This is a genomic window from Archangium lipolyticum (assembly GCF_024623785.1).
Lineage (GTDB): Bacteria > Myxococcota > Myxococcia > Myxococcales > Myxococcaceae > Archangium > Archangium lipolyticum.
Genome location: NZ_JANKBZ010000005.1, coordinates 126,955 through 153,949, shown reverse-complemented (window position 1 = coordinate 153,949; position 26,995 = coordinate 126,955). Strand labels below are relative to the sequence as shown.

The window sequence follows — 26,995 nt, the reverse complement described above, 5'->3', positions numbered from 1 at the left end:
TCGCCCGTTACTTGCCCCGCCCGCGGATGCGAAGCGAGAAGTCATCGCGGCCCTGGGCGGCGAGGGCCAACGTGTTGATGTGGTGGCGCGCGCGCGTCCGGGCGAGATCCACGTCGGTGTCGATGAGGCCCAGCTCGAAGGCCAGCTCATCCGAGTAGGCGGGAAGAAGGGTGCGGTGGTCGTAGGGGACGTTGGTGGCGCTGACCTTCTCGAGGTGGCGCACCAGGTTGGTGGTGCAGTTGTTGGTGAGCGAGTCGTAGAACTCGGGCCGCTGCTGGAGGGCGTTCATCCGCCGCACCATGTCGAGGAAGAAGGCGGTGGTGCGCTCCTTCGACGCGCGGATGGGATGCAGGTAGACGTCGTCTCGGCGGTGGTTGCTGCGCAGCTGGATGAGGTCGCGCTCGTCACCGACGACGTAGGTGAGCTCGAACTGGCGGAACAGGCCACCCACCGCGGAGAACGTCTCACCGCGCTCGCGGCGGATCTCCACGGAGAAGACGAGGAAGCGGTCTCCGGAGAACTCGAAGCTGACCATGGTGTGGGCGGCGCCCTCGAAGCCGGAGAAGGGCTCGACGATGAACCACGCGCGGACGAGCTCCTGGGTGTCGTAGGTGGCGGAGTACCAGGCCTCGTCCCAGTCCGTGGTGCCGCGGTAGCGGAAGTCGCGCAGGTCGTGGAAGGTGACGCGGGAGCCCTGGATGTCGGCTCGCGCGGAGCGGGCGAGATCCGGCGCCCATTCGCGGGTGAGCGAGGGCCGCACGGTCTGGGTCCAGGCGAACACGCAGACGCAGAGCACGGCGAGCACGCCCAATGCCTTCCGCCTGGAGCCCCGGCGCCAGACGAGGACCACCGCCACGACGAAGAGCAGGGCCAGCCCATACCGCCACCAGGCGGGCCCCTGAGGACCCACGCCGGTGAGGACGACGGCGGACACGAGCCACGTGAGGCCGAGGGCGAAGAGGACGAAGAGACCGAAGGTGCCGGCGCGAGCGAGAAGACGCATGGACGCCGCCAGTATCCGCTACGCGCTCAGGGCTGTCGAAAGCTCCCGCTCCTCCCTCCGGGCGAAGCCATTCAGCGAGTACACCACCACGCCCTCCCGGCGCCCCTTCACCCGCTCCTCGGAGATGCGCTCTCCCTGGAAGCGCCCCTCGCCCGCCCGCCAGGTGCTCTCACTCACCAGGATGTCCACACCCAGTGTCTTGGTGAGCCCCTCCACCCGTGAGGCCACGTTCACCGCGTCGCCGATGACCGTGTACTCGTGTTGCTCCGCGCCCCCCAGCATCCCCGCCGCCACCACCCCCGTGTGCAGCCCGATGCCGATGCGCAGCGGTGCCTCGCCCCGCTGCTCCCGCCACGCGTTGAGCTCCACCAGCTTCGTCCTCATGTCGAGCGCCGCCTGCATCGCGTGCACGGCGTGCCGCGGGTCCCCGTCCGGCACGCCCCAGCACGCCAGCATCCCGTCTCCCAGGAACTTGTTCACGATGCCCCCGTGCCCCATGACGATCTGCGACATGTGCCCGAAGTAGTCGTCCAGCAGCTCCAGCACCGCCCTGGGGGGCAGCGTCTCGCTCAGCGAGGTGAAGTCCCGGATGTCGCTGAAGAGGATCGTCACCTCGCGCTGCATCGGCTCCAGCGTTCCATCCCCCGTTCCCATCACCCGATCCACCACCTGCCTGGGCAGGAAACGCGACAGGTTGTCGAGCCGCCGCAGCGTCAGGAACATGCGGCGCGCCTCCCCGTTCACCAGCCCGATGAGCAGCCCGAGCGAGAGGTAGCAGCCGAGCACGAAGCTCACCAGGGACAAGGAGAACGCACCCGCCATCCAGCTCGCCAGCACGTACGTCGCCGAGGCCAGCACCGTGGACAGCACCACGTGCAGCCAGCTGTAGCGGGCCACCGAGAAGGCAATCACCACCGCGCAGCTCGCCGCCAGCATCGGCGCGTTGAGGTGCCCACTGTCCTGGATGATCCGCCACGCCATGAAGCCGAAGAAGCCACAGTCGAAGAGCGTCGCCAGCACCGGCCGCCAGATGGCCCGGCGCGGATTCGCCTTCTCGCGCCACACCGTCACCAGCATCACCACGGCGCCGAGGATGTAGAGGAACACCGCCCCCCGCAGCAGCGGATCCGCTGGCAGCACCTCCCCCTCCATCCGGGCGATGAAGGACTGACTCACGAAGAGCAGCGCCATCAGCACGAGCCGCGTCGCTGCCACCAGGCGCTCACCCCGCAGCGCGCTCTCCGCCAGCACCTGCTCCTGGTTGGCCTGGGCCACCTCGAAGCGGGCGACGGTGCTCTCATCCGCCCAACGCGCCATCCGGTCCCTCTTCCGGCTCATGCGGGACGGACCCCGGGCACGGGGTGCAGGGACTCCACGAGGCCCTCGTGGGTCGATTCGATGGCGAGAGGACATGTCGGGCTGCGCATAGCAGGTGTGCCGCCACTTTGCCTCGCTCCCGATGGCTCGTCCCCCCGCCCTCCCTCCCGCACAAGAGGCTCGATGGGTTGGCGGCACCTCCCCGCCGCCAGAGATTGACGGGTAGCAGACCTTCACAGCGCAGGAGTCCACCATGGCAGGCAAGTTCAGCGGTCCCACGCCCCCCGCCCAGGGCTACACGGAAGCCGTCACCCAGTCACGTGGCATCACCGAGAAGGCCGGGCGCGGTGTGCCCGACGAGCGGCGCACCTTCTCCGAGCAGCGCGAGGGCCATTTCCCGGGCAACGCGGACGACGACACCGTGACCGGCCACAAGACGGCGTCCGGGGCCGATCCCACCAACACCCCTCCCGGCCCGGCGGCCGAGGGAGCGGGCGAATCGCTGGGCGCCAGTAGCGGGAGCGGCGAAGCGGCCAGCGGTCGCGTGCAGGGCGATTGATGCGCAGACAGTAGAGGACCCATGCCAGGACAGGCCCTCTCTCGACTATTGGAGCGCCTCCCCTTCGGGAGGAACGTCATCGACGGAGTCCCCGTCGCCCCACCCCAGCACCTGCCGCGCCTCGAGCGCACCCATGTCTTCCATGGGTTCGACTCGCTGCCGCCAGCGGACGGTCCGCGCCAGCTCGGAACGGGCGACACGCTGCTGGTGCACCACCCCCAGCCGCGCCCGACCCGCGACCACATGCTCCGGGTGATGACGTACAACATCCTCCTGGGTGGAACGCACCGGCAGTTGCTGGAGCGCTACTTCGTCGAGCTGGAGTCGAGCGGCCGGATGCCGGACGTCATCGCGCTCCAGGAGGCCAGCCAGCCCACCGCCGTGGAGCTCGCGCGCGATTATGGCTTCCACCTCGCCTACCACGGCCGCGACATCGGCGGACCCGTGGTGAACGGCAAGGCCATCCTCAGCCGCCACCCCATCCTCGAGGCCGCGCACTACACCTATGCCTTCCCCGAGGACGCGCGCGCGGCGGCCATCGCCCGCCAGGGCTTCGTGGGCGAGCTGGACGAGGACCGCGGCGCCCTCTTCACGCTGCTCCAGGTGTTCGGCCAGACGGTGGCCCTCTACTGCGTGCACCACACCCTGGGCGACAGCGGCATCAACGCCGGCCAGCTCTGGCAGCTCCAGGCCGTCCTCCACTCCCGCGACGGCGTGCCCTCCATCGCCCTGGGCGACTTCAACGCCAACATCAACGTCAAACACCACTACTCGCTGCTGCCCAACCCCCTGCGCAAGCACGAGCCCACCGAGACGGTGAAGGACTACGAGTCCCGCTACGGTGACGTGCACCCGAGCGTGGGTGACTGGGGCGTGGGCAACATCGCCGACGTGCGCGTGCGCCGCGCCCTCCACGCGCTCGAGCACGAGCTGCCGGATCCGCTCCACCGCGCCCGCGAGCGGCGCGTGCGGCTGCCGGACGGCACCTTGATGAGCCCGGAGCAGGCCCGCGAGATGCTCGTGGCCGGCAAGGTGCCCAAGGGCTCCCCGCAGTGGCTGCGGCTCCAGGACGTGGCGGACCTGTCCACCCTCAATGCCCTGCCCGACGGCACTGGCGTGCCCCCCGCCACCGGCAAGCGCTTCGACACCTTCTTCGCCTCCCGCCAGCTCGAGCCCCTGCTGCTGGAGGTGGACCACTCCACCGAGGCGTCCGACCACCTGCCCTCCTTCGCCGACTTCCAGTTGCGCGACACCCGCCACTGAGTCCGCCCTGGTGGGGACGGCGGCTTCCTGCTGAAGTCGCCCTTCCCCTTCAGGAGGAGAATCCCGCCGTGGTCCGACTCTTCGTCCCGCTCCCGGAGCCCACCCCCTCCGAGGTGACCCTCACCGGCGAGCGGCGTCACTACCTCGTCCACGTGCTGCGGCTCGGCGAGGGCGCCTCGCTCGAGGTCTTCGACGGCGCGGGCCGCTCCTGCACGGCACGCGTGGCCTCGGTGGACGCGGACGCGGTGCGCCTGGAGCTCGGTGAGGCCCGGCGCTCGCCTCCCCGGCGCCAGGTGCACATCCTCCAGGGGCTCCCCAAGGGCGACAAGCTGGAGTGGGTGCTGCAGAAGGGCACCGAGCTGGGCGCCACCGCGTTCCACCCCGTGGCCGCCGCGCGCAGCGTGGTGAAGCTCGAGCCCAAGCGCGCCGAGGAGCGCACCGCCCGGTGGGCGAAGATCGTCGAGGAGGCCTCCCGCCAGTGCCGGCGCGATGACGTGCCCGTCGTCCACCCGCCCCGCCCCCTGGTGGAGGCGGTACGTGCGCTCGCCCCGGACACCACCCTGCTGGTGCTCGACGAGGAGGAGTCCGCCGTCCCGCTGGGCGAGGCCTTCCGCGGCAGCGCCCCCGGCTCTCCCGTCGCCCTCGTGGTGGGCCCCGAGGGCGGACTGGCCCGCGAGGAGGTCCAGGCACTCCGCGCGCTCGGTGGACGCCCCGTCACCCTGGGCCGGCTCATCCTCCGCACCGAGACGGCCGCGCTCGCCGCCCTGGCGGTGATGATGCACCTGGATGGGGAGCTCGGTTAGGCGGGGCGCATGCCCGGGAGCCGGGAGGACGAGCCCCCGCCGCTCGCTGTCTGCCCAGCCCCTCCCCCCATCCCTATGTTTCCTCCGCGACAGTGACTTCTTCCCGAGGTCCGCAGAGAGGGATTCATGAACGCCATCATCGCCTACATCATCATCGGACTCATCGTGGGCGTCATCGTGCGAATCGCCCTGCCTCCGGCGCCCCAGGTGGGCTTCCTGGGGAGCGTCCTGCTCGGCATGGTGGGAGGCATCGTCGGCGGGCTCTTCAGTTCGGCGCTCGCCCCGAATCAGGCGCTCTCCACCATCCACCCGCTGGGCATCACACTGGCCGTCATCGTCTCGACACTCATCACGGTCGGAGTGACCCTGGCCACGCGCCGCCGGCGCTTCGGATGATGCCTCCCCGACGGTGACCAGGCGGGGAGCCCTGGGTTTCCGGTGGTTTTCTTGCCCCCGGCGCGGAGAGGGCGTTTCATGGTGCTACAGCCCTCTCCAGCCCGGAGGAACCGTTGTCCAAGTGCATGAAGTGCGGAGCTCCGCTGCCGCCCGTAGGGGATTGCCCCACCTGCGCCGCCGCGACCCAGCCCGCGGCCCGGGCCATCCCGAGTCTCCTGGACAAGGAGATCATGATCGACCGCCGCCGTCCGGATCGCGACGCGCCGGCTCCCGCCCCCTCCGCGCCTCCGGGAATGGTGGCCCGCGCTCCGGTTCCTCCCGGGATGAATCCGGCGAATGCCCAGGGCCCGCGTCCCCAGGCCCCGGCTCCGGCCGCGCCTCGCGCTCCGGGTCTGCCCGTGATGCCGCCGCGCCCGCAGCAGGCACCGGCCGCCCAGATGGCCCCGGCTCCCGCGCCCCGTCCCCAGCCCCAGGCCGCCGCTCCGGCCGCGCCGCGAGCCCCGGCTCCCGCGCAGGCCGCCGCGCCTCGTCCTTCGGCGCCGCCCCAGGCGACTCCCTCCTTCAACCTGCCCGGCGTCGCGGCTCCGGCTCCGCGCCCGTCCGCCCCGCAGCCGGTGGTCGCGAGCGAGCCGGCTCCGGCCCCCGCCCCCGCTCCGCGACAGGCGTCCGCTCCGGGCCTGCCCGTGATGCCGCCGCGCCCGCAGGCCGCCGCCCCGGCACAGCAGGCGGTGGCGCACGCGCCGCAGCGGATGTCCGCGGCCGACGAGGAGGCCTCCTTCTCCGTCGATCTCGACGAGACCATCGATGATGGCGAGCCGGTCACCCTGCCCATGGGTGCCCCCGACAACCCGGCCCCGGTCCGCGCCGCTCCCGCCGTCAAGGCGCCCGTCATCTCGGAGACCGGCGTGACCGAGGTCCACGCGCGCCCGGCCTCGCTCTGGCGCCGGCTGCTGGCCTTCACCATCGACACCGGCGCCATCGGCGGAGTGGCGGCGCTGTATCTGATGCTCGCCTCCAGCGTGGCCGGCGTGCAGGCACCTCAGACGGGCCTCTCGGGGCTGGATGCCTTCGTCATCCAGGTCCGCGCGCTCCAGTCCGTGCTGGTGCCCGGCGCCGTCCTCCTGCTGGTGCTGTCGCTCGTCTACTGCGCGGTGTCCGCCTTCCTCTGGAATGGCCGCACCCTGGGACGCCGGCTGCTCGGATTGAGGCTCGTGGACACCCACGGGCTGGCTCCGGCGCCGGGACGGGCCATCGTTCGCGCCATGCTCGCCAGCCTGTCCTTCGGACTCTTCCTCGCCGGCTTCTGGATGGCCCTCTTCGACCGCCGGGGCCAGACGCTGCACGACAAGCTCACGTCCACGTACGTGGTCCAGCCGAGCTAGTCGCCTCCCGCGCCCAGGCGGGGACCCATCGTCCCCGGTGCGCTGAGTCTGGAGGGCAGGCAGGCGGCTCCCTTCGCCCTACACACCCCTCGTCGAGTCGGATAGAAGTCCCTTTCGGACATTTCCAACCCTTCTCCAGAGGAGAAACGGCAGGGACTTCCCGGTTTTTGAAGGATTCGTTGTGCCTGCCGGCCGCGGCTCTAAGATGCCGCGTCCCCCATGCCTTCTCATCTTGCCCAGACCCTGATCGCGCAAGGCCTCCTCTCCAGGGACAAGGCCGAAGAAGCCTTGCGTCATCAGGTGGCGCAGGGTGGCACCATCGACACCGCGTTGCTGGAGCGCCGGCTGCTGCCGGAAGCCCAGGTCCTGCAAGCGCTCGGAGATGCCTCGGGGCAGCGCCCCGTCAACCTCGCCGACTTCGAGCCCAACGCGGACGTCGCCTCCTTCATCCCCCCGAAGATCGCCGAGCGCCTGTGCGTGGTGCCGCTGTCGCTCGACGGCAGCACCCTGCACGTGGCCTGCGGCTACCCGGTGCCCCAGAAGGAGCTGGACGAGGTGGGCTTCCTCCTCGGCAAGGCCCTGGAGCTCTGGGTGGCCACCGAGGTCCGCATCCGCGAGTGGATCTCCGTCATCTACCGGCAGCCACTCGCCCCGCGCTACGCCACGCTCCTCGCCTCGCTCGACCCCTCGGCGGCCCCTCCCCCGGCGCCACCGCCCCAGGTCCAGGCCCAGCCCGCGGCGGCTCCGGCTCCGAAGCCCGCCGCCACCGCCGCTCCGGCCCCAGCGCCGAAACCCGCCGCTCCCGACGAGTCTGCGCTCACCATGGAGATGGTGGAGCGGCTGGCGCGCTCGGTGGCCGCCGAGCCCATCGCGCTCGAGGAGCCGAGGCTCGTCGCGCCGCCCGCGCAGCCGCAGCCGCAACGGGTCGCGCCCCCGGCGCAGGCCCCTCACGCCGCCCCCGCCCAGCCCGCGCGTCCGGCCGCTCACACCGCGCCTCCGGTCGCCGCGCCGCCTCCAGCCGCCACCCGTGAGCCGCTGCGCCTGAACATGACCGAGCCCGCGCGTCCCGCGGCCCCGGCCCAGCATCCCCAGGCCCAGCCCACCGCCGTGATGCGCCCCGCGGCTCCGCCTCCGCAGGCCCAGCCCGCCGCTCCCGCCATCACGCGTCCGCCGGTGCAGCCGCAGGCCCAGCCCGCCGCTCCCGCTCCGCAGCGTGTCGCCGCTCAAGGCGGTGCCCAGCCGCGCCCGCTGCTCGAGCCGCGTGCTCCGGAGGCCGCCGCGCCGCAGTCCCCCCGGGACGATGTGCCCGAGTGGACGCTCGCGCAGGCCCGCGCCGCCCTCAAGGAGTCCACGAGGGACCGCGACCGGCTCATCGACACCGCCCTGCGCTTCGGGCGCCGCACCTTCGACTACGTGGCCGCCTTCGCCGTGCTGCGTGGCGCGGCCGTGGGCTGGGACTCGCGCGGCGAGGGCCTGGCGAGCGACAAGCTGTCGCTGGTCTCCGTCCCGCTCGACGCCTCCAGCGTCTTCCGCACCGTGGCCATCACCCGCGGCAGCTACGCGGGCCCCATGCCGCCGGACAGCCTGACGAAGCACTACCTGGAGCTGTTCGGCCGCCAGCCGCCGCGGACCCTCTTCCTCTACCCGGTGGAGGTGCGCGGCCGGCTCGTGGCGGTGCTCTACGGCGACTGCGGGCAGAAGCCCATCAGCCAGCGCCGCCTCTCCGACTACATCCTGTTCTGCCAGGACCTGCCCGCCGCCTTCCAGGAGCTCATCCTCTTCCGCAAGCAGCGGCTGGGGGAGCTGCGCAACTCGCTGGACTTCGACGTGGACGTGGACGAGCAGCCCGCCGCCGGCACCGGCATGGCCCCGAGCGCCCCGCCCCCCGCGATGGCCGCGGGCCTGGGGTGGAGCCCCTTCGTCACGCGCTCCGCCAACGCGCTGGGCCGCGCCGCCGCCATGGCGCCGCTGGTCATGTCCCAGGAGGAACGGCCGCCCCCAGACTTCGGCCCCATCCTCAAGCGCCTCACCGGCCCGGACGCCAACCAGCGCTCGAGCGCCATGGCCGAGCTGGCGCGCTCGCCCGAGGCCAGCGCCAAGGTGCTCGCCACCCACTTCCCCGGCCCCACGGCGTGGAGCCGCCTGCCGGTGGTGGACCTGCCCGAGGCCGACGAGCTGGGCCCCATCCCCGGAGCCCTGTCGCGGCTCGGCCGGCCCGCGGCCCAGGCGCTGGCGCCCCTGCTGGACTCGAGTGACGCGGACACGCGCTACTTCGCGCTCCTCACCGCCGGCAGCCTCCCGTACGCGGAGCTGGTGGACGGCGTGCTGCGCGGCCTCTTCGACTACGAGCCGGACATCTCCAGCGCCGCGCGCGTGGCCGCCGCCGCCCTCAAGCACCTGCCCCGCCTGGACGCCGCGAAGAAGGAGCTGCGCCAGGAGCTCATCAGCCGGGACGCGCTGCGCCGCTCGCTGGCCGCGCGGGCCCTGGGCACGCTGCATGACCGGGAGGCCATCGAGGGCCTCATCAACCTCACCCGCGGCGACGACGAGATGTGCGCCCAGGCCGCCTCCGAGGCGCTGCGCGAGGTGACGCGCGCCACGTTCGGCCTGGACGCGCGCGCGTGGACGGCGTGGTGGGCGGAGAACCGGCAGCGCCGCCGCGCGGACTGGCTGGTCTCCGCGCTGCGCCACCCGGAGCTGGACATCCGCCTGGCCGCCATCGAGGAGCTCAGCCGCGGCATCAACGACACGCTCGGCTACTACGCGGACGCACCCGAGCCCGAGCGTGAGGCCGCCGTGCGCCGGTGGGAGGCCGCGGTGGCGGACCCCGCCCGGGCGCGCCGGCTGGCCCTGCTCTGACGCGGTGAGGACGAGGGCGGCATGACGAGCCAGGCGTGGATCAGCCTCGGGGCCTGCGCGGGGCTGCTGGCGCTGGCGGGCCTGGCGCTGGTGCGCGTGGGACGCAGCCCGATGGCACTGCCGCTCTCGGTGTTGTGCATCACGCTGTCCACGTGGAACTTCGCCGACTTCGCGCTGGCGCACTCGGGGGAGCCTGGCTGGCGCATCATGGCCCTGGCCGCGGCGCTGATGAGCGCGCCGTCCGCGCTGCACTTCATCCTCGCCTTCGTGGGAGAGCGGCGCCGGCTGGCGGTGGTGATGTTCTCCAGCTACGGCGTCTTCGGGGCGCTGACGGCCGCGTCGCTGGCGGGGCTGGGCTCGGAGCGCATGGCCGGGCTGGTGGGCTCGCGTGCCTTCGCGCTGCTGGTGCTGGCGTTCAGCGGGCCGCTGCTGCTCGGGGGCTTCGGCCTGCTCACCCAGCACCTGCGCCGCGAGGTGCGCTCCACCGAGCGCACCCGGACGGGGCTGCTCCTCACCGGACTGGCGCTGCTGGTGACGCTGCTGGGCACGGACCTGGTGGCGGTGATGGGCCAGGACGTGCCGCGCCTGGGCAACCTGGGCACACTGCTGGGCCTGCCGGCGATCGCCGTGGTGGCGCTGCGCCTGCGCCTCTTCGGGAGGGACCTGTCCAACGTCCACGCCATGTACGCGCTGCTGCTGGCGCTGGTGGGAGTGCTGTCCTACCTGGCCGTCTTCCAGCTGTTCGCCGCGCAGTACGGCGCGCTGGTGGTGGGGACGGCCGCCATCACCCTGGTCCTGCTGGCCACCATGCGCCGGGGCGTCATCGCCTACGTGGCGCAGCGCGAGCGGCTGGAGCAGATGGCCACCCTGGGCCGCTTCTCCGCGCAGATGGCGCACGACCTGAAGAACCCCATCGCCGCGCTCAAGGGCGCCGCGCAGTACCTCAAGGTGGAGCACGCCCAGGGCCGTCCCTGGGACGACAAGGGCGAGTTCCTGGACCTGCTGCTGGAGCAGGTGGAGCGGCTGGACCGGGTGGTGAGCACCTACCAGCGCCTGGGGAGGGTGGAGCCGCTGCGGGCGCCGCTGGACCTGAACGAGCTGGTGGCGAGCGTGCTGTCGCTGCAGGCCTTCACCGGACGCCCGGAGGTGCAACTGCGGCGCGAGCTGGCGGTGGACCCTCCGCGCTGCTCGGGGGATTGGGACCTGCTGGCCAACGCACTGGAGAACCTGGTGCGCAACGCCTTCGAGGCCATGCCGTGCGGAGGCACCCTCACGGTGCGGACGCAGGTGGTGGGCACGGGCCTGGAGCTGAGCGTGGAGGACACGGGCGAGGGCATGAACGTGCGCACGCGCGAGCGGGCCTTCGACGACTTCTACACCACCAAGGCCATGGGGAGCGGGCTGGGGCTCGCCTTCGTACGCCGGGTGGTGGAGGCCCACGGGGGACAGGTCTCGCTGACGAGCCACGAGGGGCGAGGCACCACCGTGACGCTGCGCCTGCCGGCCTCCGAGGCACCCGCCAGTGCTGCCGTGCCGGGACAGGGCGCTCCCTGGCCGAGTTGCTGAAGAAGACTCGCGGCGGGTCCAGTCTCCTCTGCTCACAAAAAGCACCGTGGAACTCCTTCCAGCGGAAGGCGCACTGCCGGCAATCCCGCACGGCCGCGCGCCCGGCCAAGGAAGCAACCCCATGGAGCTGGAGAAGAACGAGAAGCCACAGCAGATGAAGAAGTTCGCCATCCGCGACGTGGAGACGGTGAAGACGACCGCCATCCTCCTCTATCCGATCTTCGCGTGCATCGGCAGGGTCCTGCCGTTCTAGCGCTTCGGTCGAGGAGCGAAGGCTCGGGGCCGGAACCTGAGTCTCCCGCCCACAGGTTCCGGTCCTTTCTTCAGCAAACTCCCTCCCATCATGATGAGCCGCTATTCCTCCGAGAGCCGGGTCCACGTCGAGCGCTTCCAGCGAATCACGGAGGGTGACGAGGTCATCATCGGCCGCCCCGAGGTGGGCGCCTTCATCGCGCTCCCTCCCGAGGCCCTGGAGCTGTTGGATCTGCTCGCCTCGGGGAAGAGGGTGCGGGAGGCGGAGGTGCTGTACGAGGAGAAGCACGGCGAGAAGCCCTCCACGGAGGAGCTGCTCGTGGCGCTCGAGGCGCGAGGCTTCGTCCACCCCGCCGAGGGACAGGCCGCCGCGCCAGGCCCCGTTGCTTCCGAGCGGAGCACGGCCGTCCCGGTCCGCCACCACTTCGCGCGTTTTCCCGAGCGCCTGGCGCGGCTGCTGTTCGGCAGGGTGGCGCTCTGGCTCCATGGGCTCCTCATCACCCTGGGAGTGCTCGCGCTGATCTCCACCCCATCGCTCGTGGGCACGACCCGGGAACTGGCCCCCTCCCAGCACTTCTCCCTGACGCTGCTCGTGCTGATGGGGCTCGGCCTGCTCACCACCTTCATCCACGAGATGGCCCACCTGGTCGCGGCGCGTGCCGTGGGAGTGGGCTCGCGGCTGGGAATCGGACACCGGCTGTGGATGGTCGTCGCGGAGGCGGACCTGTCGGGCCTCTGGCTGGTGGAGCGCCGGGCCCGCTACCTGCCCCTGCTGGCGGGGCCCCTCGTCGACCTGACGTCCGCCGCCGGCCTGGTGCTGGTGCTGTTCGCCGAGGCGCGGGGCTGGGTGCTGCTCTCTCCGTGGATGCACTACCTCTGCCAGGGCGCGTTCTTCATGTACCTCTTCCGCCTGCTCTGGCAGTGCTACCTCTTCGTCCGCACGGACTTCTATTACGCGCTCGCCAACCTGCTCGGCTGCAAGAGCCTGATGCAGGATTCGGAGGCGCTGCTGCGCCATCGCCTGGGGCGGCTCCTCGGACGCCGGGAGCAACCTTCGCCGTTGGCGGACCTTCCCGCCCGCGAGGCGCGCTTCGTCCGGCTGTACGCGATGGTCTGGCTGCTGGGACGGCTGGCGGCACTCACCGTGCTGCTCACCCTCCAGCTCCCCTTCCTCATCGGCTTCGTCTCCGGCCTGCATCAGGCGCTGACGTCCGCCGACAGCACCCGCTACTCGGTGACGGATGCACTGCTCGTCAGTGGCCTCACCATCCTCGGCCTCGTGATCGGCCTGGGTCTCTGGCTGAAGAGCCTCCTCCAAGGCTTCCTCCGCCACCGGGCCGCACGAGGCTCCCTCCCCCCCAACCTGGAGTCATGATGAACCCGGCCGTCCTCCCCCTCCCCTTCGAGGCTTCCCACCCTCCTACCCTCCTCGTTCTCGAGGCGAAGTCCGGCCAGGGCCGCCGCGAGCACGTGGACACCTGGCTGGAGCAGGCACGGCGGCGGGGAGCCCGGACCTGGCACCTCGCCTGCGACTTCGACGAGGACGGCCCCTGGGCGGGACTGCGGCAGCTGCTCGGCGAGCTGCTCCCCAGGCTGCGGCGAGACGCTCCCGAGCTCGTCACCCGGCACGACTACGAGTTGCTCACCGTGCTCCCGGCCCTGCGGCGCGAGATGGAGGTGCGGCATGCCTCCCTGACGGACTCCTCCATGGGAGACGAGCGGGTGCGCAACTACCCCATGGATCGCGCCTTCCACGTCATCCACGGGCTCGTGGAGATGTTGGCGGACTGGAACGAGCGCTCGGGTGCCGCCCCCTGGGTCATCGCCTGTGAGGCCTTCGACCGGGCCAGCACGCTGGTGCAGCGCTTCTTCCTCGAGCTCATCCGCCGCCGAGGCCAACAGCTCCAACTCACCCTGCTGCTCACCGTGGAGCCCGGAGCCAGCGAGGCGCTGGCGGATGTGCTCGCGGCCGGAGGCACGCCCCCTCACATCGTGCGCCTCCCGCTTCCGGACGAGCAGCCACCCCGGTTGCAGCCAGAAGAGGCCCGCCGCCGTGCCGAGGAGCTGGCACAACGGATGGGGGACGATCTCATCGAGCAGGAGCTCCACCTGCCGGCGCTGATCCGCCTCTGGGAACAGGCGGGACAGAAGGACAGCCTGCGCCGGTGCCGCGCGATCGCCTTCGGGCTGGCCAACCACTACGGCCTGTACACGGATGCCCTGCGTTACGGCCAGAAGCTGCTCGACGAGCTCGACGTGCTCGAGCGGGAGGACCCCGAGACCTTCTGGATGGCCGTGGGCAATCTCATGAACTGCTATCTGGCCTCCGGGAAGCCGTCCCAGGCGCTCGAGCTGGCGTCGAAGATGGAGGCCCACCTCCGCGACCCCGCGAAGCTGTTCCGCATCCACTACGTCCTGGCCATGCTGTACGGGCGCTTCCTGCCGAAGACGGACCTGGGCAGGGCCGAGGCCTACCTGGAGCAGTCGTTGACCGAGCTGGAGGCGGCGCACCTGCCCGCCGAGCAGTACCACTTCCACCACGTGTTCAACCGCAACGGGCTGGCGCTCATCCGCCACCGGCAAGGGCGGCCCTGGGAGGCCATCGAGCTGTGCCTGCAAGGCGCCGCCCGGCTCGAAGCGCACCTGGCGCCCGACCAGCACCGGCTGCACCGCTCGGTGCTCCAGTACAACGTGGCGCAGGTCTACGCCGCCCTCGGCGAGCCCGAGCGCGCGGTCGCGCAGTACACGGCCGCCATCGAGATGGACCCCCACTACTCCGAGTACCACAACGAGCGCGGCAGATTGCTGATGCGGATGGGCCGGCTGGAGGAGGCGCTCGCGGACTTCCAGCTCGCGGAGGAGCTGAGCCCGCCCTACCCCGAGGTGCGCATCAACCTGGGGCAGAGCCTGCGCCTGCTGGGGCGCATGGAGGAGGCCTTCGAGGCGTACGGCAAGGCGCTCGACCTGAACCCGGATTGGCTGCTGGCACGCATCGGCCGCGCACAGACGGCCGAGGAGCTCGGACGAACGGACGAGGCCCTGGCGGACTACACCGCGGCGCTGGAGCTCGAACCGGCCCAACCCCTGGTGCTCGCCAACCGGGCCACCCTGCACTACGAGGAGGGCCGGCCCGATGCGGCCCTGGCCGACCTGAACGCGGCGCTCGCGCTGGCGCCCGAGGTGGCGGACCTCCACCGCAACCGAGCCCTCGTCCTGACCCTGCTGGGCCACACCGCGGCGGCGGCGGAAGCGCTGCGGACGTACCGGCGCCTCGCCCCCGAAGAGGAGGACGGGATGACGCTCGAAGCCGGGGCGGTGTGAGCGCCCCGCACGGCTGTCCTGCTCGCCTGCCCTCCAGCCCGACGAGAGCCTGTCTTCGACACATCGCGGCACGGGACGAGCACAGTCGCCACCCTTCCAAGCGACACAGGCCAGAGAATTCTGGCCCCCTTTGGGGAAGGGAGACGTTCAATGGATGCCATCGCGCTCCTGAAGGCGGACCACAAGACGGTGGAGACGCTCTTCCGCAAGTTCGAGCAGGCCGGCCGCAACGCGAGGAAGCTCAAGCGCAAGCTGGTGGACCAGATCGTCCGCGAGCTCGCCGTGCACGCGGTCATCGAGGAGCAGGTCTTCTACCCGGCGGTGCGGAACAAGGCCGAGGCGCTGGAGGACGAGGTGCTCGAGGCGCTCGAGGAACACCACGTGGCCAAGTGGCTGCTGAAGGAGCTGGAGGACCTGCCGCCGGAGGCCGAGCGCTTCGACGCCAAGGTGAAGGTGCTGATGGAGAACATCCGCACGCACGTCTCCGAGGAGGAGAAACATCTGTTCCCGCAGGTGCGCAAGGCCTTCAGCCCGAGCGAGCTCAAGGACATGGCGGAGGCGCTGATGCTGGCGAAGAGGGCCTCGCCGACGAGGCCGCACCCGCGCGCGCCGGACACGCCGCCGGGCAACCTGGTGGCGGGCGCGGTGTCCTCGGTGCTCGACATGGGAAAGGACGCGATGAGGGCCGTACGCCGCAAGGCCGAGGATCTGTCGCCCCTCCCCGCCACGAACAAGCGCACCCGCAAGACGCGAGCCAGCAAGGGCGCGTCGAGCAAGGGCAACGGGCGGTTGCAGGACCTGAGCCCCGAGTCCTCGTACCTGATGTGAGCGCCCACGGCGTGGCCCGGCTCAGGGATTCGACTTGAGGACCATGAGCTCGCCCTTGCCCACGGGGGCGAGCACGTGCGTCGCGCGAGGCTCCTGGCGGATCCGCTCGACCAGGGGCTCCATCTCGGCCGCGTGACTGAGGGCGTTGTCCACGACGAGCAGGCCGTTGGGCCGGAGCCCGCGCCACAGGTCGGGCCACCACGACGCGTACGGCTTGCGGTCGGCATCGAGGAAGATGAAATCCCAGTGCTCGGCGGGCCCTTGAGCCAGCAGGGCACCGGCATCCCCGGTGCGCAGCTCCACCACGCCGCTCAGACCGGCCCGCTCGAGGTTGTGCGCGGCGAGCTGCGTCTTCCGGGCCTCCACGTCGAGAGTCGTGACGCGACCGCCCACCGCCGCGGCCGCCGACGCGAGCCACACCGTGGAGTAGCCATTCGAGGTGCCGATCTCCAACACGCGCCGGGCGGCCATCGAGCGCACGAGGACGGAGAGGAAGACGCCCGTGTCCGGCGTGATGTTGAGCATCTTCGACGCCCGGTCCTGGACGGTCGCGTCGTTGTGCTCCCCGAAGGTTTCGAGCTCTTGCAGCAGGCCACTCAGGCCAGGGGGATACCAGGTCGACATGGCCGTGACATAGCCCGTGCCTGCTCCGAGATGCTCCGAGACTCCTCGCTGGCGCCAGAGTCGGGCATCTCGCTCCGAGAGCCAGGACTTATGATGCGGCGGATGATGAGACGACTCGGACCCGCCGACTACCGCGACATGCCCTGGAAGAACGGAGGCGGAGTCACCCGCGAGTTGCTGAAGCTGCCGCATCCGTCCGACCCGGCCCGCTTCCTGGCGCGCCTGTCGATCGCCTCGGTCGCGGCACCCGGACCCTTCTCCGTGTTTCCGGGTGTCGACCGCGTCCTGATGATCCTGGAAGGTGCGGGCGTGGCGCTGTCCTTCGGGAGTGGGCCGGAGGTGGTGCTCGACCGGCGCTGGAGACCGCTCGCGTTTCCGGGCGAGGCGGAGGTCCAGTGCCGGTTGCTCGGAGGTCCGGTGAGGGACTTCAACCTCATGGTCGACCGGGCCTCGGCCGAGGCCACGCTCGCGGTGGTGCACCTGGGTCCGGGCGAGACACGGACTCTTTCAAGCGCCAGCACCGTGTTCCTCCACGCCCTGGAAGGACAGGCGTCCGTGGAGGGAACACCGCTGACCACGGAAGAGACGCTCTGGATGGCCGCGCCCGAGGCGCTGGCCCTGCGGAGCGACACGGGGGCGGTCGTGGCCGCCATCCATTTGAATCACCGGACGTAGCGGCGGGGCCCTCGACAAGTCGCGCGTCAGGGATTGGCGATGATCAGGTACACCCAGTCGATATCCGTGGCGGCAACGAGGTGGATCTTCCCCCGCGAGTCCGCCTGTGCCGTTACCGCGCGGAGGGGCTCCTCGCCCCGCCAGATCTCCGAGCGCCGGACCTCACCCGCTTCCAGCCACACCAATTCCACGCGGAAATCCGACGCGTAGCCGCTGCTCTCCCACTGACAGACGTTGCGCCGGCAATTGGTCCCGAGCTGGATGCGCGTGTGGTTCCGGCCCACCAGGGCACGCACCTCCTGGGAGTCGGCCACGATGGACAGCGGCGTATGGGTGATGGACTCCAGCTCGCACGTCTCGCCAGGGTGCGTGGGCGGAATGTCACCACAGGAAGGCGGCGACAGCCGCTCATCCTGGAGGAGGGAACGTACCTCCCAACCCCCACCAGGCCCCCGTGTGGCGTAGGCGAGCTCCGAGAGGGGCTCGTCCGCGGACACCGTCCGCGAGAAGAAGAGGTGAGGCACCTCGGGACTCCCCTCACTCCCACCCCCCGTCATCGCCACCAGGAGGGGCGTGTATGCCGTGGAGCCACCGGGCCAGCCCCCACTGTCGCCACAGCACGGCAGCGAGAAGATGCGCTCGGGAGCGGAGGATTCCTGCTGCCACGTGAGCGTCCACCGGCCCTCATGCGTCTCCCAGTAGGCGAACTGTGCCTGGCCCCGCGCGGAGAGGGTGAAGCCGGGCTGGAGCAGGAAGCGCCCGCCGCTCCCCAGCATCTCGGTCTTCCAGGTCCCCCGGTTCGACGCATGGACGAGGTCGGGCGTGCCATCGTTCGTCCAGAGGAACGCGTGGAGCCCCCCGTTCGCGTCTCCCAGGAGCACGGGGAGATGGGCCCACGAGCGCAGGCCCCATCCAATATCGGACTTCTTCCGCCAGGTTCCGGATTCCAGCTCCCACAGCCACGTGGGCTCGCCCTGCTCGAAGGGCCCGGCACCCACGACGAGCGGCCGTCCCTCGGGGGAGAGCGTGAAGCTCGCGCCGGCCCAGCCCGAGGGGAACCTCTGGAGGTCCCACTGTCCCGGTCCGGAACGCACCGCGAGGATGGCTCCAAAGTCCGGGGCGAACTGGCCCGCGGCGAAGACATGCGGGCGCTCGTCCTTGTCGAGCACGAGCGCCGGCAGGGACAGGGAGGAGACGTGCTCCGAGGGAGCGAGCGGTATCTTCTCCCGGAGCGTCACAGCGCAGGGAGACGTGCTCGGGCCACACAGCCGGGAACGGGTGGCCCCCTTGTCTTCCACCGGCTCTGGCGGGACCACCTCGCCGGGTCCCGCCTGCTCGTCTGGTTCCTCGACCGTCTGCTCCCTGGGTGGCTCGGAATGCGTCGTGCCACAACCCACGAGCGCGCCGAGCAGGGCCGCCCCCATCCCCCACTTCCACATCGTCCCCATCCCCTACCCCTCCCCGTCCGGCGGCAACATAGTGCCGGAGCGCTCGGGTGGCCACGGTAGGAGAGGCGACCGGTTCCAGTCCGGCAGGGCCCCGCGCTCTGGCCCGGGCATGTTCGCGGATGCACCCCCGTGCCCGAACCGCTATCTAGGGCCGCCATGTCCGCGAACTGGAACTCCTTCGATATCGCCCTCGTCACATCTTCTGGCTTTCCCGACTGTCTTCCCGACGAGAAGCTCCTCACCGACGCGCTCGCCGCACGGGGAGTAAAGGCCGGGCCGGTCATCTGGGATGATCCGGCGGTGGACTGGAGCCGCTTCCGGCTCGCGCTCATCCGTACGGCCTGGGACTCGGACGCGCGCCGTGACGAGTTCGTGGCCTGGGCCGACCGCGCCGGTGCCCGCTGCCCGCTGTGGAATCCACCCGAGGTGCTCCGCTGGAACACGCACAAGGGCTACCTGCGGGAGCTCGAGGCACGCGGCGTGACCATCGTGCCCACCGCCTGGATGGAGCGCGGCACGAAGCCGGACGTGGGCGCACTGCTCGCGGAGCGCGGCTGGACCGACGCGGTGGTGAAGCCCGCGGTGTCCGCGGGTGCACGAGACACACTGCGGGTCCGAGGACCCGGAGACATCCCCGCCGCACGGGCCCTGGTGGAGCGCGTCCTGCCGCACAAGGACATGATGGTGCAGCCGTATCTGGCCTCGGTGGAGAGCTATGGGGAGCGCTCCATCCTCTTCCTCGGTGGCGAGCACACCCACGCCATCAAGCGGCCACCAGCCCTGTCGGGAGCTCCTGCGTATGACGCCACGGCCGCCGAGCCCGCGCCCTCGGCCGAGGACGAGCGCGGCTTCGCCCGTCAGGTGCTCGCAGCCACGGGCTTCGAGCTGCTCTACGCCCGGGTGGACGTGGCGAGGGACGAGCGGGGCGGACTGCTGCTGATGGAGCTGGAGGTAACCGAGCCCAACCTCTTCCTTCGTCAGGGAGGACCGCACGCGGTGGAGCGCCTGGCGGACGCCATCGTGCACAAGGCGCGCGGGCGCTAGCCGCACCGCGAGTCCCGAGGGAAGCCCCAGGTGGCCGGGGCAAGGGACAACGGGTAGGCTGGGAATGACTTCTGGATGAGGAGCACCGTGGCCGAGCTGCTGAAGGGAAGCGTGTTGCTGGTGGATGACGACCCCGCCGTGGCCAAGGTGCTCGGCGCGCTGCTGGGCCAGGCGGGACTCACCGTGCACGCGGCCTCCAATGGACAGGAGGCACTGGCCCTGCTGGGCCGCAAGCCCATCGACGTGGTGGTGAGCGACGTGCGCATGCCCGGCATGGGTGGCATGGAGCTGCTCACCGAGGTGGGGCGCTCCTGGCCGGACGTGCCCGTCATCCTCCTCACCGCGCACGGCACCGTGCCGCTGGCGGTGGAGGCCATGAAGGCCGGTGCCGCGGACTTCGCCCTCAAGCCCTTCGACCGGGAGGAGATCCTCTTCAGCATCCGCAAGGCGCTCCTGCGTGCGCAGCAGCAGGAGGGGGTGCGTCCGATCGCGAAGGAGGCCAGCACCTTCGTGGGCCGCAGCTCCGCCATGTCCGAGGTGCAGGCCCTGCTGTCGCGGGCGGCCACGGGCACGGCCACGGTGCTGCTGCGCGGCGAGTCCGGCACGGGAAAGGAGCTGGCCGCCAAGGCGGTGCACGACGCCAGCCCCCGGCGGAGTGGCCCCTTCGTGAAGCTGCACTGCGCCGCGCTGCCGGACACGCTGCTGGAGAGCGAGCTGTTCGGCTACGAGAAGGGCGCCTTCACCGGCGCGGCCACCCGCAAGCCGGGCCGGGTGGAGCTGGCCCACGGGGGCACCCTCTTCCTCGACGAGATTGGCGACATCACCCTCCAGGTGCAGGTGAAGCTGCTGCGGCTGCTGCAGGAGCGCGAGTTCGAGCGGCTCGGCGGCACGCAGACGCTGAAGGTGGACGTGCGCTTCGTGGCGGCCACGCACCGCAACCTCGAGGAGATGGTGCGCAAGGGCGAGTTCCGCGAGGACCTCTTCTACCGGCTCAACGTGGTGCCGGTGTGGTTGCCCCCGCTGCGCGCGCGGCCCGAGGACATCCAGCCGCTCGTGCTGCACTTCCTCGACGTGCACGCCAAGGCCAACGGCAAGCCGCCCTTCACCCTGACGCCGGAGGGGCTCGCCGCCCTCCAGGCCCAGCCGTGGCCCGGCAACGTGCGCCAGCTCCAGAACTTCATCGAGCGGCTGGTGGTGCTCTCCGACGGACCCATCATCACCGGCGACGACGTGAACCGCGAGGTCACCCGGCAGCCGGGCATCGTCCCCGTGGCCCTGGCCCCCACGGCGGCGAGCCCCGCGCCCACCGCTCCGGCGTTCCCCCCGATGGGAGCCCCCGCTGGGAGCGAAGGGCGTACGCTGGAATCCCAGCGCAAGGAGATGGAGCGGCAGGCGCTGGTGGACGCCCTGGCGCGCGCGGGAGACAACCGCACCCTCGCCGCGCGCCTGCTCGGCATCAGCCGGCGCACCCTCTACAACAAGCTCGAGGAGCACGGGCTGGTGTGAGCCTCAGTCCTTCGTCGCGACGATGGGGGCCTTGGCCATGGCCATGTAGTCCGCGAAGGCGGGCACATGGCAGGAGAACCCACCGTCCACGACCAGGGTCTCCCCGGTGATGAAGGCCGCCGCGTCCGACGCGAGGAAGACGACGGCCTCGGCGGCGTGCTCGGGCTCGCCCACGTAGGGCGTGAGGTGGTGGCGCTTGAGCGACTCCAGGATTTCAGGGGTGATGGCCGCGCGCACCGCCGCCGTCAGCACCAGCCCCAGCGCCACGGCGTTGCAGCGGATGCCCTGCTTCCCGTACATGGTCGCCACGTACTGGGTGAGCGAGTTGAGGCCCGCCTTGGTGGTGCCATAGGCGGCGCGCACCACGTCACCGTGCAGGCTCGCGGCGGAGGACGTGTTCACGATGGCCCCGCGCCCGCGCTTCAGCATGTGCGGAATGGCGTGCTTGCAGCCCAGCATGACGCCCGTCAGGTTCACCTGGAGCGAGCGCTCCCACGCGGACAGCTCCAGCGACAGCAGGTCTCCATCCTTGCCCAGCGCGTCCGGACCCGACGCCACGGCGTTGTTGTGGAGGATGTCCAGGCCGCCGTACGTGTCGACGGCCGCGGCCACCATCCTCAGGATGTCGCTCTCCTTCGAGACGTCGGCCTCCACCCCCAGGGACTGGCCTCCGCTCCGGGTGATGGACCCGGCCAGCCGCCGGGCCCCCTCACCCTGGATGTCCGCGACGACGACACGCGCCCCCTCGCGCGCCATCAACTGGGCCGTCGCCCCTCCGATGCCGACCCCGCCTGCCTCGTCCATCGTGGCCCCGGTGATGATCGCGACCTTGCCATCGAGCCTGCCCATGATGCCCCTCCAGCGTTGACGATTGACCGTCCACGCTGGCGCGCGGCCGCGACCGGTGTCAAACGGACACACCCGGACCGTCAGCGGCCTTGCTCGACCATCTCCCGGGGCGGGAACACGAGCTGTGCGGCCCCCGACACCAGCGGTGAAGCGTCCTCCTGGGACATGGCGAGCCGTGTCAGCCGCTCCGGCGTCCACCCGCGTCCCGTTCTCGCGTCGCGCACCAGGCACCACACGGCGACGCGCCGCGCCTCCTCGCTCCGGCTCGCCCGCAGCCGGGTCTCCACGGGTTCGAGCGCCTCCTCGGGCAATGCCTCCACCAGGCTCCGGCACGTCTCCAGCGCGTCCGCGTTCAGCAGGCCCGCCTCGCCCAGTGCCACCAGCCACTCCGCGAACTCCGCGGGCGCCATGGCGGCGGCCGCGCAACGCACGCGCAGCGAGGCGAGCCGGGGCTCTTGGGCCAGCGCCCGCTCCGCCGCGTACGCCGCCTGGACGTACACCGCGCGCTGCTTCACCGGCAGCGCCAGCAACACCTCCAGCGCCACGCTCAGCGCGCGGCGGTCCCCCACCACGGCCGCGAGCATCCCCTCCAGCCGATCCATGTCGTGCTCGTCCGAGCGGTGCAGCAGGGCCGCCATCGCCGCGCGCACCTCGTCGTCGTACCGGGAGCCCAGCCGCGCGCCACAGGCCGACAGGAACGTCCGCTCCACATCCTGCACGGACAGCCACGCCGCGCGCTTGAGCAGGTCGATGCGGGCCTCGGGCTCCGGCCGCTGGAGCACCCGGCCCAGCAGCGCCGACAGCTTCCGGTCCGTCGCGTCGGTGAGCCGGTCCGCGGGGATGTCGCCCACCCGCGAGGCCATGACATGGTCCGTGCCACTCACGGCGCGCTCGAAGACACCCCACGTCGGCTCGCGGTCCAGGTGGTCCCACAGCGCGCGCAGCATGGCGATGCGCACGTCCCGGTGCAGCGGCGTGGCATCCAGGGCGATCAACCGCTCGTAGGCGGCGTCCGAGCGCAGCTCTCCCAGCAGCCGGACGATCTCCTTGGCCACGGTGACCTTCGTCATCGGCGCTTCCGCGAGCAGGGCGGCCACCCGCGCCGGAGGCATGCCGGCGAACGCGCGGCGCAGGCCGTAGATGGCGATGCGCGCGCGGGCATCCCCCAGGCAGCCCAACAACGTCGGGACGCCCTGGCCCTGGTCGCAGCGGGCCATCACGCGCAGGGCCTTCTCCTGCACGGCGGCACGCGGGTCCTCCGCCAGCGAGCACAGGTAGTCCATGGGCGCGTAGTCGAGCGCCGCGAGCAGGGCCACCGCCCAGAGCACGGTGGGGGTATCCCGGTCGGTGTCCGCGCACAGGGACGCGAGCGAGCGCGAGTACGTCGTGTTCTGCTCGGGCGTCCACCGGAAGAAGCCGTCATGGAAGGGCAGCAGCCAGCGCGTCCGGCCCGTCGCGTAGTGCCCGGTGATGACCCGGTTTCCCAGGAAGGGCCCGAGCAGGTCCTGCCGCCGCCGGTGCAGGTGGAGGTGCACCACCGGCAGGCACACGATGCTCTCGTCCCGAGCCAGCAGCTCGGGCAGCAGCCGGTCGAAGTCCCGGATGGACCGGTGCTGGAGCAGCTCCAGGGCCCAGCGCAGAAGGTTGTTGTTGAGTTGCAGGCACCGCACCACCACCCGCTCCAACGCGGCGAGGAGCTCCGGGTGAAGAGGGACGTCCGCCTTCTCCGAGGCGACCAGCGCGAGGATCTCGTTGAACCACCCGCGGTCGTACCAGCGCCGGAGCACCCCGCCGAGCGAGGACTCGAACCGCTCCCGGTCGTTGAGGGAGGCCCACTGGGTGAGGGCCAGGGACAAGCCCGACCACGGAGTCTCGTCACGCACGGCCGCGAACAGCTCGCACATCCCCGGCACCAGCTTCGCCCGCTCGCCCAGGCTCTGCGCGAGCTCCAGCAGGGGCCGCCCGCGCTCGCGCTCCGCCCAGATGCGAGCCACCGCGAGCAGGTGGGGCGCCGCCGCGCGGACGTCGTCATCCGACAGGTGGACGCCAAGCCGGGCGTTTTGGATGGAGCCGCGCTCCTTGAGCAGCGTCCCGAGCCACTTCGCCCCCCACTCCGGGTCGAGGCGGAAGGTGCGCAGCAGCAGGGTCTCGGCCGCAGCCGCGGTGGCGTACGACAGGTCGGCGGCGTCGAGCGCATCGCGCAGCATCCGGCCGATGGCCTCGGTGTGCTCGCGGCGCCAGACGCGGCGGGGCCACCGGGTGAGCGCCTGCAACATCGCCATGCGCACGGGGTCCTGCTCGTTCTTGCGCGCGAGCACCAGGGCGAGGGCCTTGTCCACCAGCGCCGTCTCCGCGGGCCGGAAGCCCGGGATGGCCAGCACCGTGGCGAGCGCCGCGCCCCGCATCCCGCCCTCGGGGTGGCCGATGTAGCCCTGCAACGCGGAGAGCGCCTCGTCCCAGGGCAGGAAGCGCGCGTAGGGCATGCGCTCCGCCGGGCGGGTGCCCAGCGCCACCACCTCGTGCAGGTGCCGCCGCGCCTCGCGCTCCTGGAGCTCCGCCGGCAGCTTCGCCAGTACGTGAATCTCGATGACGCCGTTCGCGTTGCGCTGGGCGATGCTCCACCGGGTGAAGACGCGGTCACGCGTGGCGGGCTCGGAGATGCGCTCGAGCAGCGCGGTGCCCCAGGCGGGCCCGGCATCCACGGCCGCGCACCAGGCCTCGGTGACGGCCTGACGTTGGGACTCGGACAGCTTCTCGAGCAGCTTGCCGGCATCCCCCAACGCGAGGGGCTTGCGCCGGACGAGCCACCCGAGCGACTCCGCATCGAGCCGGTGCGCGACGCGGGAGAACAGCTCCGGAGGAACATCGAGGCCATGGCGCTGGAGCAGCGCCATCACCTCCGACGGCCGCTGCTTCACCAGGTACCGCCAGGCGCCCGGGTCGGGGTGGATGCGCCGCGACAGGAGCAGTTCGAAGAGCTCCAGGGCCCGGTCGGGTACGAACTCCGCGATGCGATCGAGGCTCCAGTCCACCAGTTGCCGCGTCACCGGGTCCGCCTCGCCGGGCACGGCGCGCAGGCGCTCGGCGAGCACCGCCCCGAGCGTATCGGGGGCGTAGCGGGCCAGACGCGACCAGAAGCGCACACTCGGCTTCTCCAGCGCGCGGGCGAGGTAGCGGCGGAGTCCCTCCGGAGAGGCCAGGGGGACCACGTCCGCGAAGGAGTGGACGCCGGGGCGGGTGGCCAGCCAGTCGAGGTACGAGTCGATGACGGCGTGGCGCCCCTCCTGGACCAGGGAGCGCAGCAGCACATCGTCACGGCGCATGGCGTAGGCCATCCGCAGGGCTTCGAGGGCCTGCACGTCATCACAGGCCAGGGCCACCAGCCGGAACGCCAGGGAGCGAACGAGGCGGGACTCGTCGGAGGTCGCGTGCAGGACCCGACCTCCCTCCCGCCAGGAGTACTGGGCCACCAGGGCCAGCCGCCGCTCGAAGGTGTCGCCTCGGGCCATCTCGTCGAGCTGGGCGCGCACGCGGGCGTCATCCCGCGCGCGCCGGCCCAGCTCGACCATGCGCTTCACGCGGCCATCGTGGTGGGAGGCGGAGAGCTCACTGCGGAGGTCGGAGAGGTTCATGGGTCGTCAAGGAGGATGCCCGGGCGACGGACGCCGCGTCCAATCGCACCTGACATGAGCGCGCCCTACCCCAACCCCACCGGGATGGGCATAGTCTGGGCACCGAATGAGCATGGATGAGCAGGTCTTGGAGAAGCTCGGCTGGGGACCCTCCTACCAGGAGGCCTGGCGCTCCCGGGCGATCGAGGGCGAGGAGCCGGCGCGCATCGGCGCCGACTATGGGGTGGAGTACGTGCTGTTCTCGGCGCGGGGGGACCTGCGCGCCACCGTGCCCGGCCGGCTCCGCATGGCCATCCGCAAGGGGGAGTCCGTGCGCCCGGTCGTCGGGGACTGGGTGGCCTTCGAGCCCCGCCTCCAGGAGGGCACCTCCATCATCCAGGCCGTGCTTCCCCGGCGCACCCAGCTCGCTCGCAAGGCCGCTGGCCGGACCGACGAGGAGCAGGTGGTGGCGGCCAACGTGGACGTGGTCTTCATCGTCTCGGCGCTGACGCGCGACCTCAATCCGCGGCGGCTCGAGCGCTACCTGGCGCTCGCCGGGGACAGCGGGGCCGCGCCCGTGCTGGTCCTCACCAAGGCGGACCTCTGCGAGGACGTGGCCGCGGCGCGCGAGAACATCGCCACCCTGGCCCCGGACGTGCCCCTGCACGTCGTCAGCAGCGTCACCGGTGAGGGGTTGGACGTGCTCTGGCGGTACATCGGCGGCAACCGGACGGTGGCGCTCATCGGCTCGTCCGGCGTGGGCAAGTCCACGCTCATCAACCGTCTGCTGGGCTCCACACGCCAGGTGGTGGCCGAGGTGCGCGAGGACGACAAGGGCCGGCACACCACCACCCACCGCGAGCTGTTCCTGCTGCCCCAGGGAGGCCTCGTCATCGACACGCCGGGCATGCGCGAGCTCGGGCTGATGGAGAGCGAGGAGGGCGTGCGCACCACCTTCGTGGACATCGAGGAGCTGGCGGCCGGGTGCCGCTTCAGCGACTGCCGCCACGAGAAGGAGCCCGGCTGCGCCGTCCGGGAGGCCGTGCGTGACGGAAGGCTCGCCCCGGAGCGCCTGGAGAGCTTCCACAAGCTCTCCCAGGAGGTGAGCCGCCAGGAGCGCCAGCGTGACGCGCAGACGAAGCGCCCCCCGCGCTCTTCCACTGAAGCCCAGAAGAAGCGTGGAAGGTGAACGCCGCCTCGTGATGGAGGCGCTCACCTTCCGACAGTGTCCTGTCATGGCTCGCTCCGGGCGTACAGCGTCTGACTCCGGAACGCCTCGGTCGCCAGGGACAGGACGGCCCGCGCCTGGACGACCAGCAGCAGGGAGAGCATCACCAGCACCACGAGGATGAACGGACCCCGCTGCTTGCACGGAAGCTGGGGAATCCCCCTGTGGAAGAACAGCCAGGCGAACAGGAGTGAGAAACCGGTCGAGCCACCGATGACCGCCGTCTGGAAGCGCTCGGGAGGCGCCGCGTTGACGACGAGCGAGCCGGCGACCAGCAGTGCCACCGCGGAGGTTCTCACCCAGCGGGACGCGAGGGCCTTGATGAGCTGAGCATGGACATAGGGCATGACACCCTCCGTGCGTAGAAGAAGTGGGGGGAGGTCGTGGGTGCGTCTCCGCACCGCCCCAGGTCCACGCACACGTACCGATGCCCATGCTCCACCCCGAGGGGAGAGCAGATC

The 26,995-nt window shown here is 71.4% G+C and carries 22 protein-coding genes; 15 read left to right on the top strand and 7 right to left on the bottom strand.

What is annotated here, in order from left to right:
* Positions 1–7: 7 nt before the first annotated feature.
* On the bottom strand, positions 8–1,003 hold the full coding sequence (locus NR810_RS13550; RefSeq protein ID WP_257452501.1) for an Lnb N-terminal periplasmic domain-containing protein: 996 nt from the start codon (positions 1,001–1,003) through the stop codon (positions 8–10).
* Between the two features lie 18 nt (positions 1,004–1,021).
* Positions 1,022–2,341 carry an adenylate/guanylate cyclase domain-containing protein gene (locus NR810_RS13545; RefSeq protein ID WP_257452499.1) on the bottom strand — a complete coding sequence of 440 codons (1,320 nt, stop codon included), beginning with the start codon at positions 2,339–2,341 and terminating at the stop codon, positions 1,022–1,024.
* Positions 2,342–2,573: 232 nt separating this feature from the next.
* On the opposite strand from NR810_RS13545, the gene NR810_RS13540 reads away from it, so the two are divergent.
* From NR810_RS13540 to NR810_RS13490, 11 genes are all read left to right on the top strand, one after another.
* Positions 2,574–2,879: a hypothetical protein gene (locus NR810_RS13540; protein WP_257452498.1), complete on the top strand. Its 306-nt coding sequence runs from the start codon at positions 2,574–2,576 to the stop codon at positions 2,877–2,879.
* A 21-nt stretch (positions 2,880–2,900) separates the two neighbouring features.
* Positions 2,901–4,142: an endonuclease/exonuclease/phosphatase family protein gene (locus NR810_RS13535; RefSeq protein WP_257452497.1), complete on the top strand. Its 1,242-nt coding sequence runs from the start codon at positions 2,901–2,903 to the stop codon at positions 4,140–4,142.
* Between the two features lie 68 nt (positions 4,143–4,210).
* Complete coding sequence (locus tag NR810_RS13530; protein ID WP_257452490.1) at positions 4,211–4,945, top strand: 16S rRNA (uracil(1498)-N(3))-methyltransferase; 735 nt, start codon at positions 4,211–4,213, stop codon at positions 4,943–4,945.
* A 126-nt stretch (positions 4,946–5,071) separates the two neighbouring features.
* The gene (locus tag NR810_RS13525) at positions 5,072–5,341 is read left to right on the top strand and encodes a GlsB/YeaQ/YmgE family stress response membrane protein (RefSeq protein ID WP_257452488.1); all 270 of its coding nucleotides are present in this window, start codon (positions 5,072–5,074) and stop codon (positions 5,339–5,341) included.
* 125 nt (positions 5,342–5,466) lie between these two features.
* A complete protein-coding gene (locus NR810_RS13520; protein ID WP_257452486.1) occupies positions 5,467–6,723 on the top strand; it encodes an RDD family protein in 1,257 nt (418 codons plus the stop codon).
* A gap of 219 nt (positions 6,724–6,942) precedes the next feature.
* Entirely contained in the window at positions 6,943–9,582 is a 2,640-nt protein-coding gene (locus tag NR810_RS13515; protein ID WP_257452484.1) for a GspE/PulE/PilB domain-containing protein, read from the top strand.
* Between the two features lie 21 nt (positions 9,583–9,603).
* The gene (locus NR810_RS13510; protein WP_257452481.1) at positions 9,604–11,148 is read left to right on the top strand and encodes a sensor histidine kinase; all 1,545 of its coding nucleotides are present in this window, start codon (positions 9,604–9,606) and stop codon (positions 11,146–11,148) included.
* 121 nt (positions 11,149–11,269) lie between these two features.
* On the top strand, positions 11,270–11,401 hold the full coding sequence (locus NR810_RS13505; protein WP_257452479.1) for a hypothetical protein: 132 nt from the start codon (positions 11,270–11,272) through the stop codon (positions 11,399–11,401).
* Positions 11,402–11,491: 90 nt separating this feature from the next.
* Entirely contained in the window at positions 11,492–12,775 is a 1,284-nt protein-coding gene (locus tag NR810_RS13500; protein WP_257452477.1) for a hypothetical protein, read from the top strand.
* Positions 12,775–14,721 (top strand): tetratricopeptide repeat protein, encoded by a 1,947-nt coding sequence (locus tag NR810_RS13495; RefSeq protein WP_257452474.1) that lies wholly within the window; start codon positions 12,775–12,777, stop codon positions 14,719–14,721. Before NR810_RS13500 ends, NR810_RS13495 begins: the two co-directional genes overlap by 1 nt.
* 150 nt (positions 14,722–14,871) lie before the next feature.
* Positions 14,872–15,549, top strand: a complete 678-nt coding sequence (locus NR810_RS13490) for a hemerythrin domain-containing protein (protein WP_257452472.1) — start codon at positions 14,872–14,874, stop codon at positions 15,547–15,549.
* A 21-nt stretch (positions 15,550–15,570) separates the two neighbouring features.
* Here NR810_RS13490 and NR810_RS13485 read toward each other — a convergent pair whose 3' ends face one another.
* Positions 15,571–16,173 carry an O-methyltransferase gene (locus NR810_RS13485; protein WP_257452470.1) on the bottom strand — a complete coding sequence of 201 codons (603 nt, stop codon included), beginning with the start codon at positions 16,171–16,173 and terminating at the stop codon, positions 15,571–15,573.
* A gap of 102 nt (positions 16,174–16,275) precedes the next feature.
* Between NR810_RS13485 and NR810_RS13480 the strand changes: the two genes are divergently transcribed.
* The gene (locus tag NR810_RS13480; RefSeq protein WP_257452469.1) at positions 16,276–16,848 is read left to right on the top strand and encodes a HutD/Ves family protein; all 573 of its coding nucleotides are present in this window, start codon (positions 16,276–16,278) and stop codon (positions 16,846–16,848) included.
* A 26-nt stretch (positions 16,849–16,874) separates the two neighbouring features.
* Here the strand turns inward: NR810_RS13480 and NR810_RS13475 are convergent, their stop codons facing one another.
* Positions 16,875–18,296, bottom strand: coding sequence for a hypothetical protein (locus tag NR810_RS13475; RefSeq protein WP_257452466.1), 1,422 nt, complete (start codon positions 18,294–18,296; stop codon positions 16,875–16,877).
* 156 nt (positions 18,297–18,452) lie between these two features.
* Between NR810_RS13475 and NR810_RS13470 the strand changes: the two genes are divergently transcribed.
* A complete protein-coding gene (locus NR810_RS13470; RefSeq protein ID WP_257452464.1) occupies positions 18,453–19,340 on the top strand; it encodes an ATP-grasp domain-containing protein in 888 nt (295 codons plus the stop codon).
* An 87-nt stretch (positions 19,341–19,427) separates the two neighbouring features.
* Entirely contained in the window at positions 19,428–20,846 is a 1,419-nt protein-coding gene (locus NR810_RS13465; protein WP_257453244.1) for a sigma-54-dependent transcriptional regulator, read from the top strand.
* Between the two features lie 3 nt (positions 20,847–20,849).
* Here the strand turns inward: NR810_RS13465 and NR810_RS13460 are convergent, their stop codons facing one another.
* Together NR810_RS13460 and NR810_RS13455 are read right to left on the bottom strand one after the other, a co-directional pair.
* The gene (locus NR810_RS13460) at positions 20,850–21,695 is read right to left on the bottom strand and encodes an SDR family NAD(P)-dependent oxidoreductase (protein WP_257452462.1); all 846 of its coding nucleotides are present in this window, start codon (positions 21,693–21,695) and stop codon (positions 20,850–20,852) included.
* An 80-nt stretch (positions 21,696–21,775) separates the two neighbouring features.
* The gene (locus NR810_RS13455) at positions 21,776–25,327 is read right to left on the bottom strand and encodes a hypothetical protein (RefSeq protein ID WP_257452460.1); all 3,552 of its coding nucleotides are present in this window, start codon (positions 25,325–25,327) and stop codon (positions 21,776–21,778) included.
* A gap of 112 nt (positions 25,328–25,439) precedes the next feature.
* Between NR810_RS13455 and rsgA the strand changes: the two genes are divergently transcribed.
* Positions 25,440–26,495, top strand: a complete 1,056-nt coding sequence (gene rsgA, locus NR810_RS13450) for a ribosome small subunit-dependent GTPase A (RefSeq protein WP_257452458.1) — start codon at positions 25,440–25,442, stop codon at positions 26,493–26,495.
* 44 nt (positions 26,496–26,539) lie between these two features.
* On the opposite strand, the gene NR810_RS13445 is transcribed toward rsgA, so the two are convergent.
* Positions 26,540–26,881, bottom strand: a complete 342-nt coding sequence (locus NR810_RS13445) for a hypothetical protein (RefSeq protein WP_257452440.1) — start codon at positions 26,879–26,881, stop codon at positions 26,540–26,542.
* Positions 26,882–26,995: the final 114 nt, after the last annotated feature.

Excerpts from the sequence above, each read along its gene's own strand:
- NR810_RS13540 (WP_257452498.1), top strand. The coding sequence starts at position 2,574 with ATGGCAGGCAAGTTCAGCGGTCCCACGCCCCCCGCCCAGGGCTACACG.
- NR810_RS13520 (WP_257452486.1), top strand. The coding sequence starts at position 5,467 with ATGAAGTGCGGAGCTCCGCTGCCGCCCGTAGGGGATTGCCCCACCTGC.
- NR810_RS13460 (WP_257452462.1), bottom strand. The coding sequence starts at position 21,695 with ATGGGCAGGCTCGATGGCAAGGTCGCGATCATCACCGGGGCCACGATG.
- NR810_RS13485 (WP_257452470.1), bottom strand. The coding sequence starts at position 16,173 with ATGTCGACCTGGTATCCCCCTGGCCTGAGTGGCCTGCTGCAAGAGCTC.
- NR810_RS13535 (WP_257452497.1), top strand. The coding sequence starts at position 2,901 with ATGCCAGGACAGGCCCTCTCTCGACTATTGGAGCGCCTCCCCTTCGGG.
- NR810_RS13525 (WP_257452488.1), top strand. The coding sequence starts at position 5,072 with ATGAACGCCATCATCGCCTACATCATCATCGGACTCATCGTGGGCGTC.
- NR810_RS13480 (WP_257452469.1), top strand. The coding sequence starts at position 16,276 with ATGATGAGACGACTCGGACCCGCCGACTACCGCGACATGCCCTGGAAG.
- NR810_RS13490 (WP_257452472.1), top strand. The coding sequence starts at position 14,872 with ATGGATGCCATCGCGCTCCTGAAGGCGGACCACAAGACGGTGGAGACG.
- NR810_RS13510 (WP_257452481.1), top strand. The coding sequence starts at position 9,604 with ATGACGAGCCAGGCGTGGATCAGCCTCGGGGCCTGCGCGGGGCTGCTG.
- NR810_RS13475 (WP_257452466.1), bottom strand. The coding sequence starts at position 18,296 with ATGGGGACGATGTGGAAGTGGGGGATGGGGGCGGCCCTGCTCGGCGCG.
- NR810_RS13515 (WP_257452484.1), top strand. The coding sequence starts at position 6,943 with ATGCCTTCTCATCTTGCCCAGACCCTGATCGCGCAAGGCCTCCTCTCC.
- rsgA (WP_257452458.1), top strand. The coding sequence starts at position 25,440 with ATGGATGAGCAGGTCTTGGAGAAGCTCGGCTGGGGACCCTCCTACCAG.
- NR810_RS13500 (WP_257452477.1), top strand. The coding sequence starts at position 11,492 with ATGATGAGCCGCTATTCCTCCGAGAGCCGGGTCCACGTCGAGCGCTTC.
- NR810_RS13545 (WP_257452499.1), bottom strand. The coding sequence starts at position 2,341 with ATGAGCCGGAAGAGGGACCGGATGGCGCGTTGGGCGGATGAGAGCACC.
- NR810_RS13445 (WP_257452440.1), bottom strand. The coding sequence starts at position 26,881 with ATGCCCTATGTCCATGCTCAGCTCATCAAGGCCCTCGCGTCCCGCTGG.
- NR810_RS13495 (WP_257452474.1), top strand. The coding sequence starts at position 12,775 with ATGAACCCGGCCGTCCTCCCCCTCCCCTTCGAGGCTTCCCACCCTCCT.
- NR810_RS13470 (WP_257452464.1), top strand. The coding sequence starts at position 18,453 with ATGTCCGCGAACTGGAACTCCTTCGATATCGCCCTCGTCACATCTTCT.
- NR810_RS13505 (WP_257452479.1), top strand. The coding sequence starts at position 11,270 with ATGGAGCTGGAGAAGAACGAGAAGCCACAGCAGATGAAGAAGTTCGCC.
- NR810_RS13550 (WP_257452501.1), bottom strand. The coding sequence starts at position 1,003 with ATGCGTCTTCTCGCTCGCGCCGGCACCTTCGGTCTCTTCGTCCTCTTC.
- NR810_RS13455 (WP_257452460.1), bottom strand. The coding sequence starts at position 25,327 with ATGAACCTCTCCGACCTCCGCAGTGAGCTCTCCGCCTCCCACCACGAT.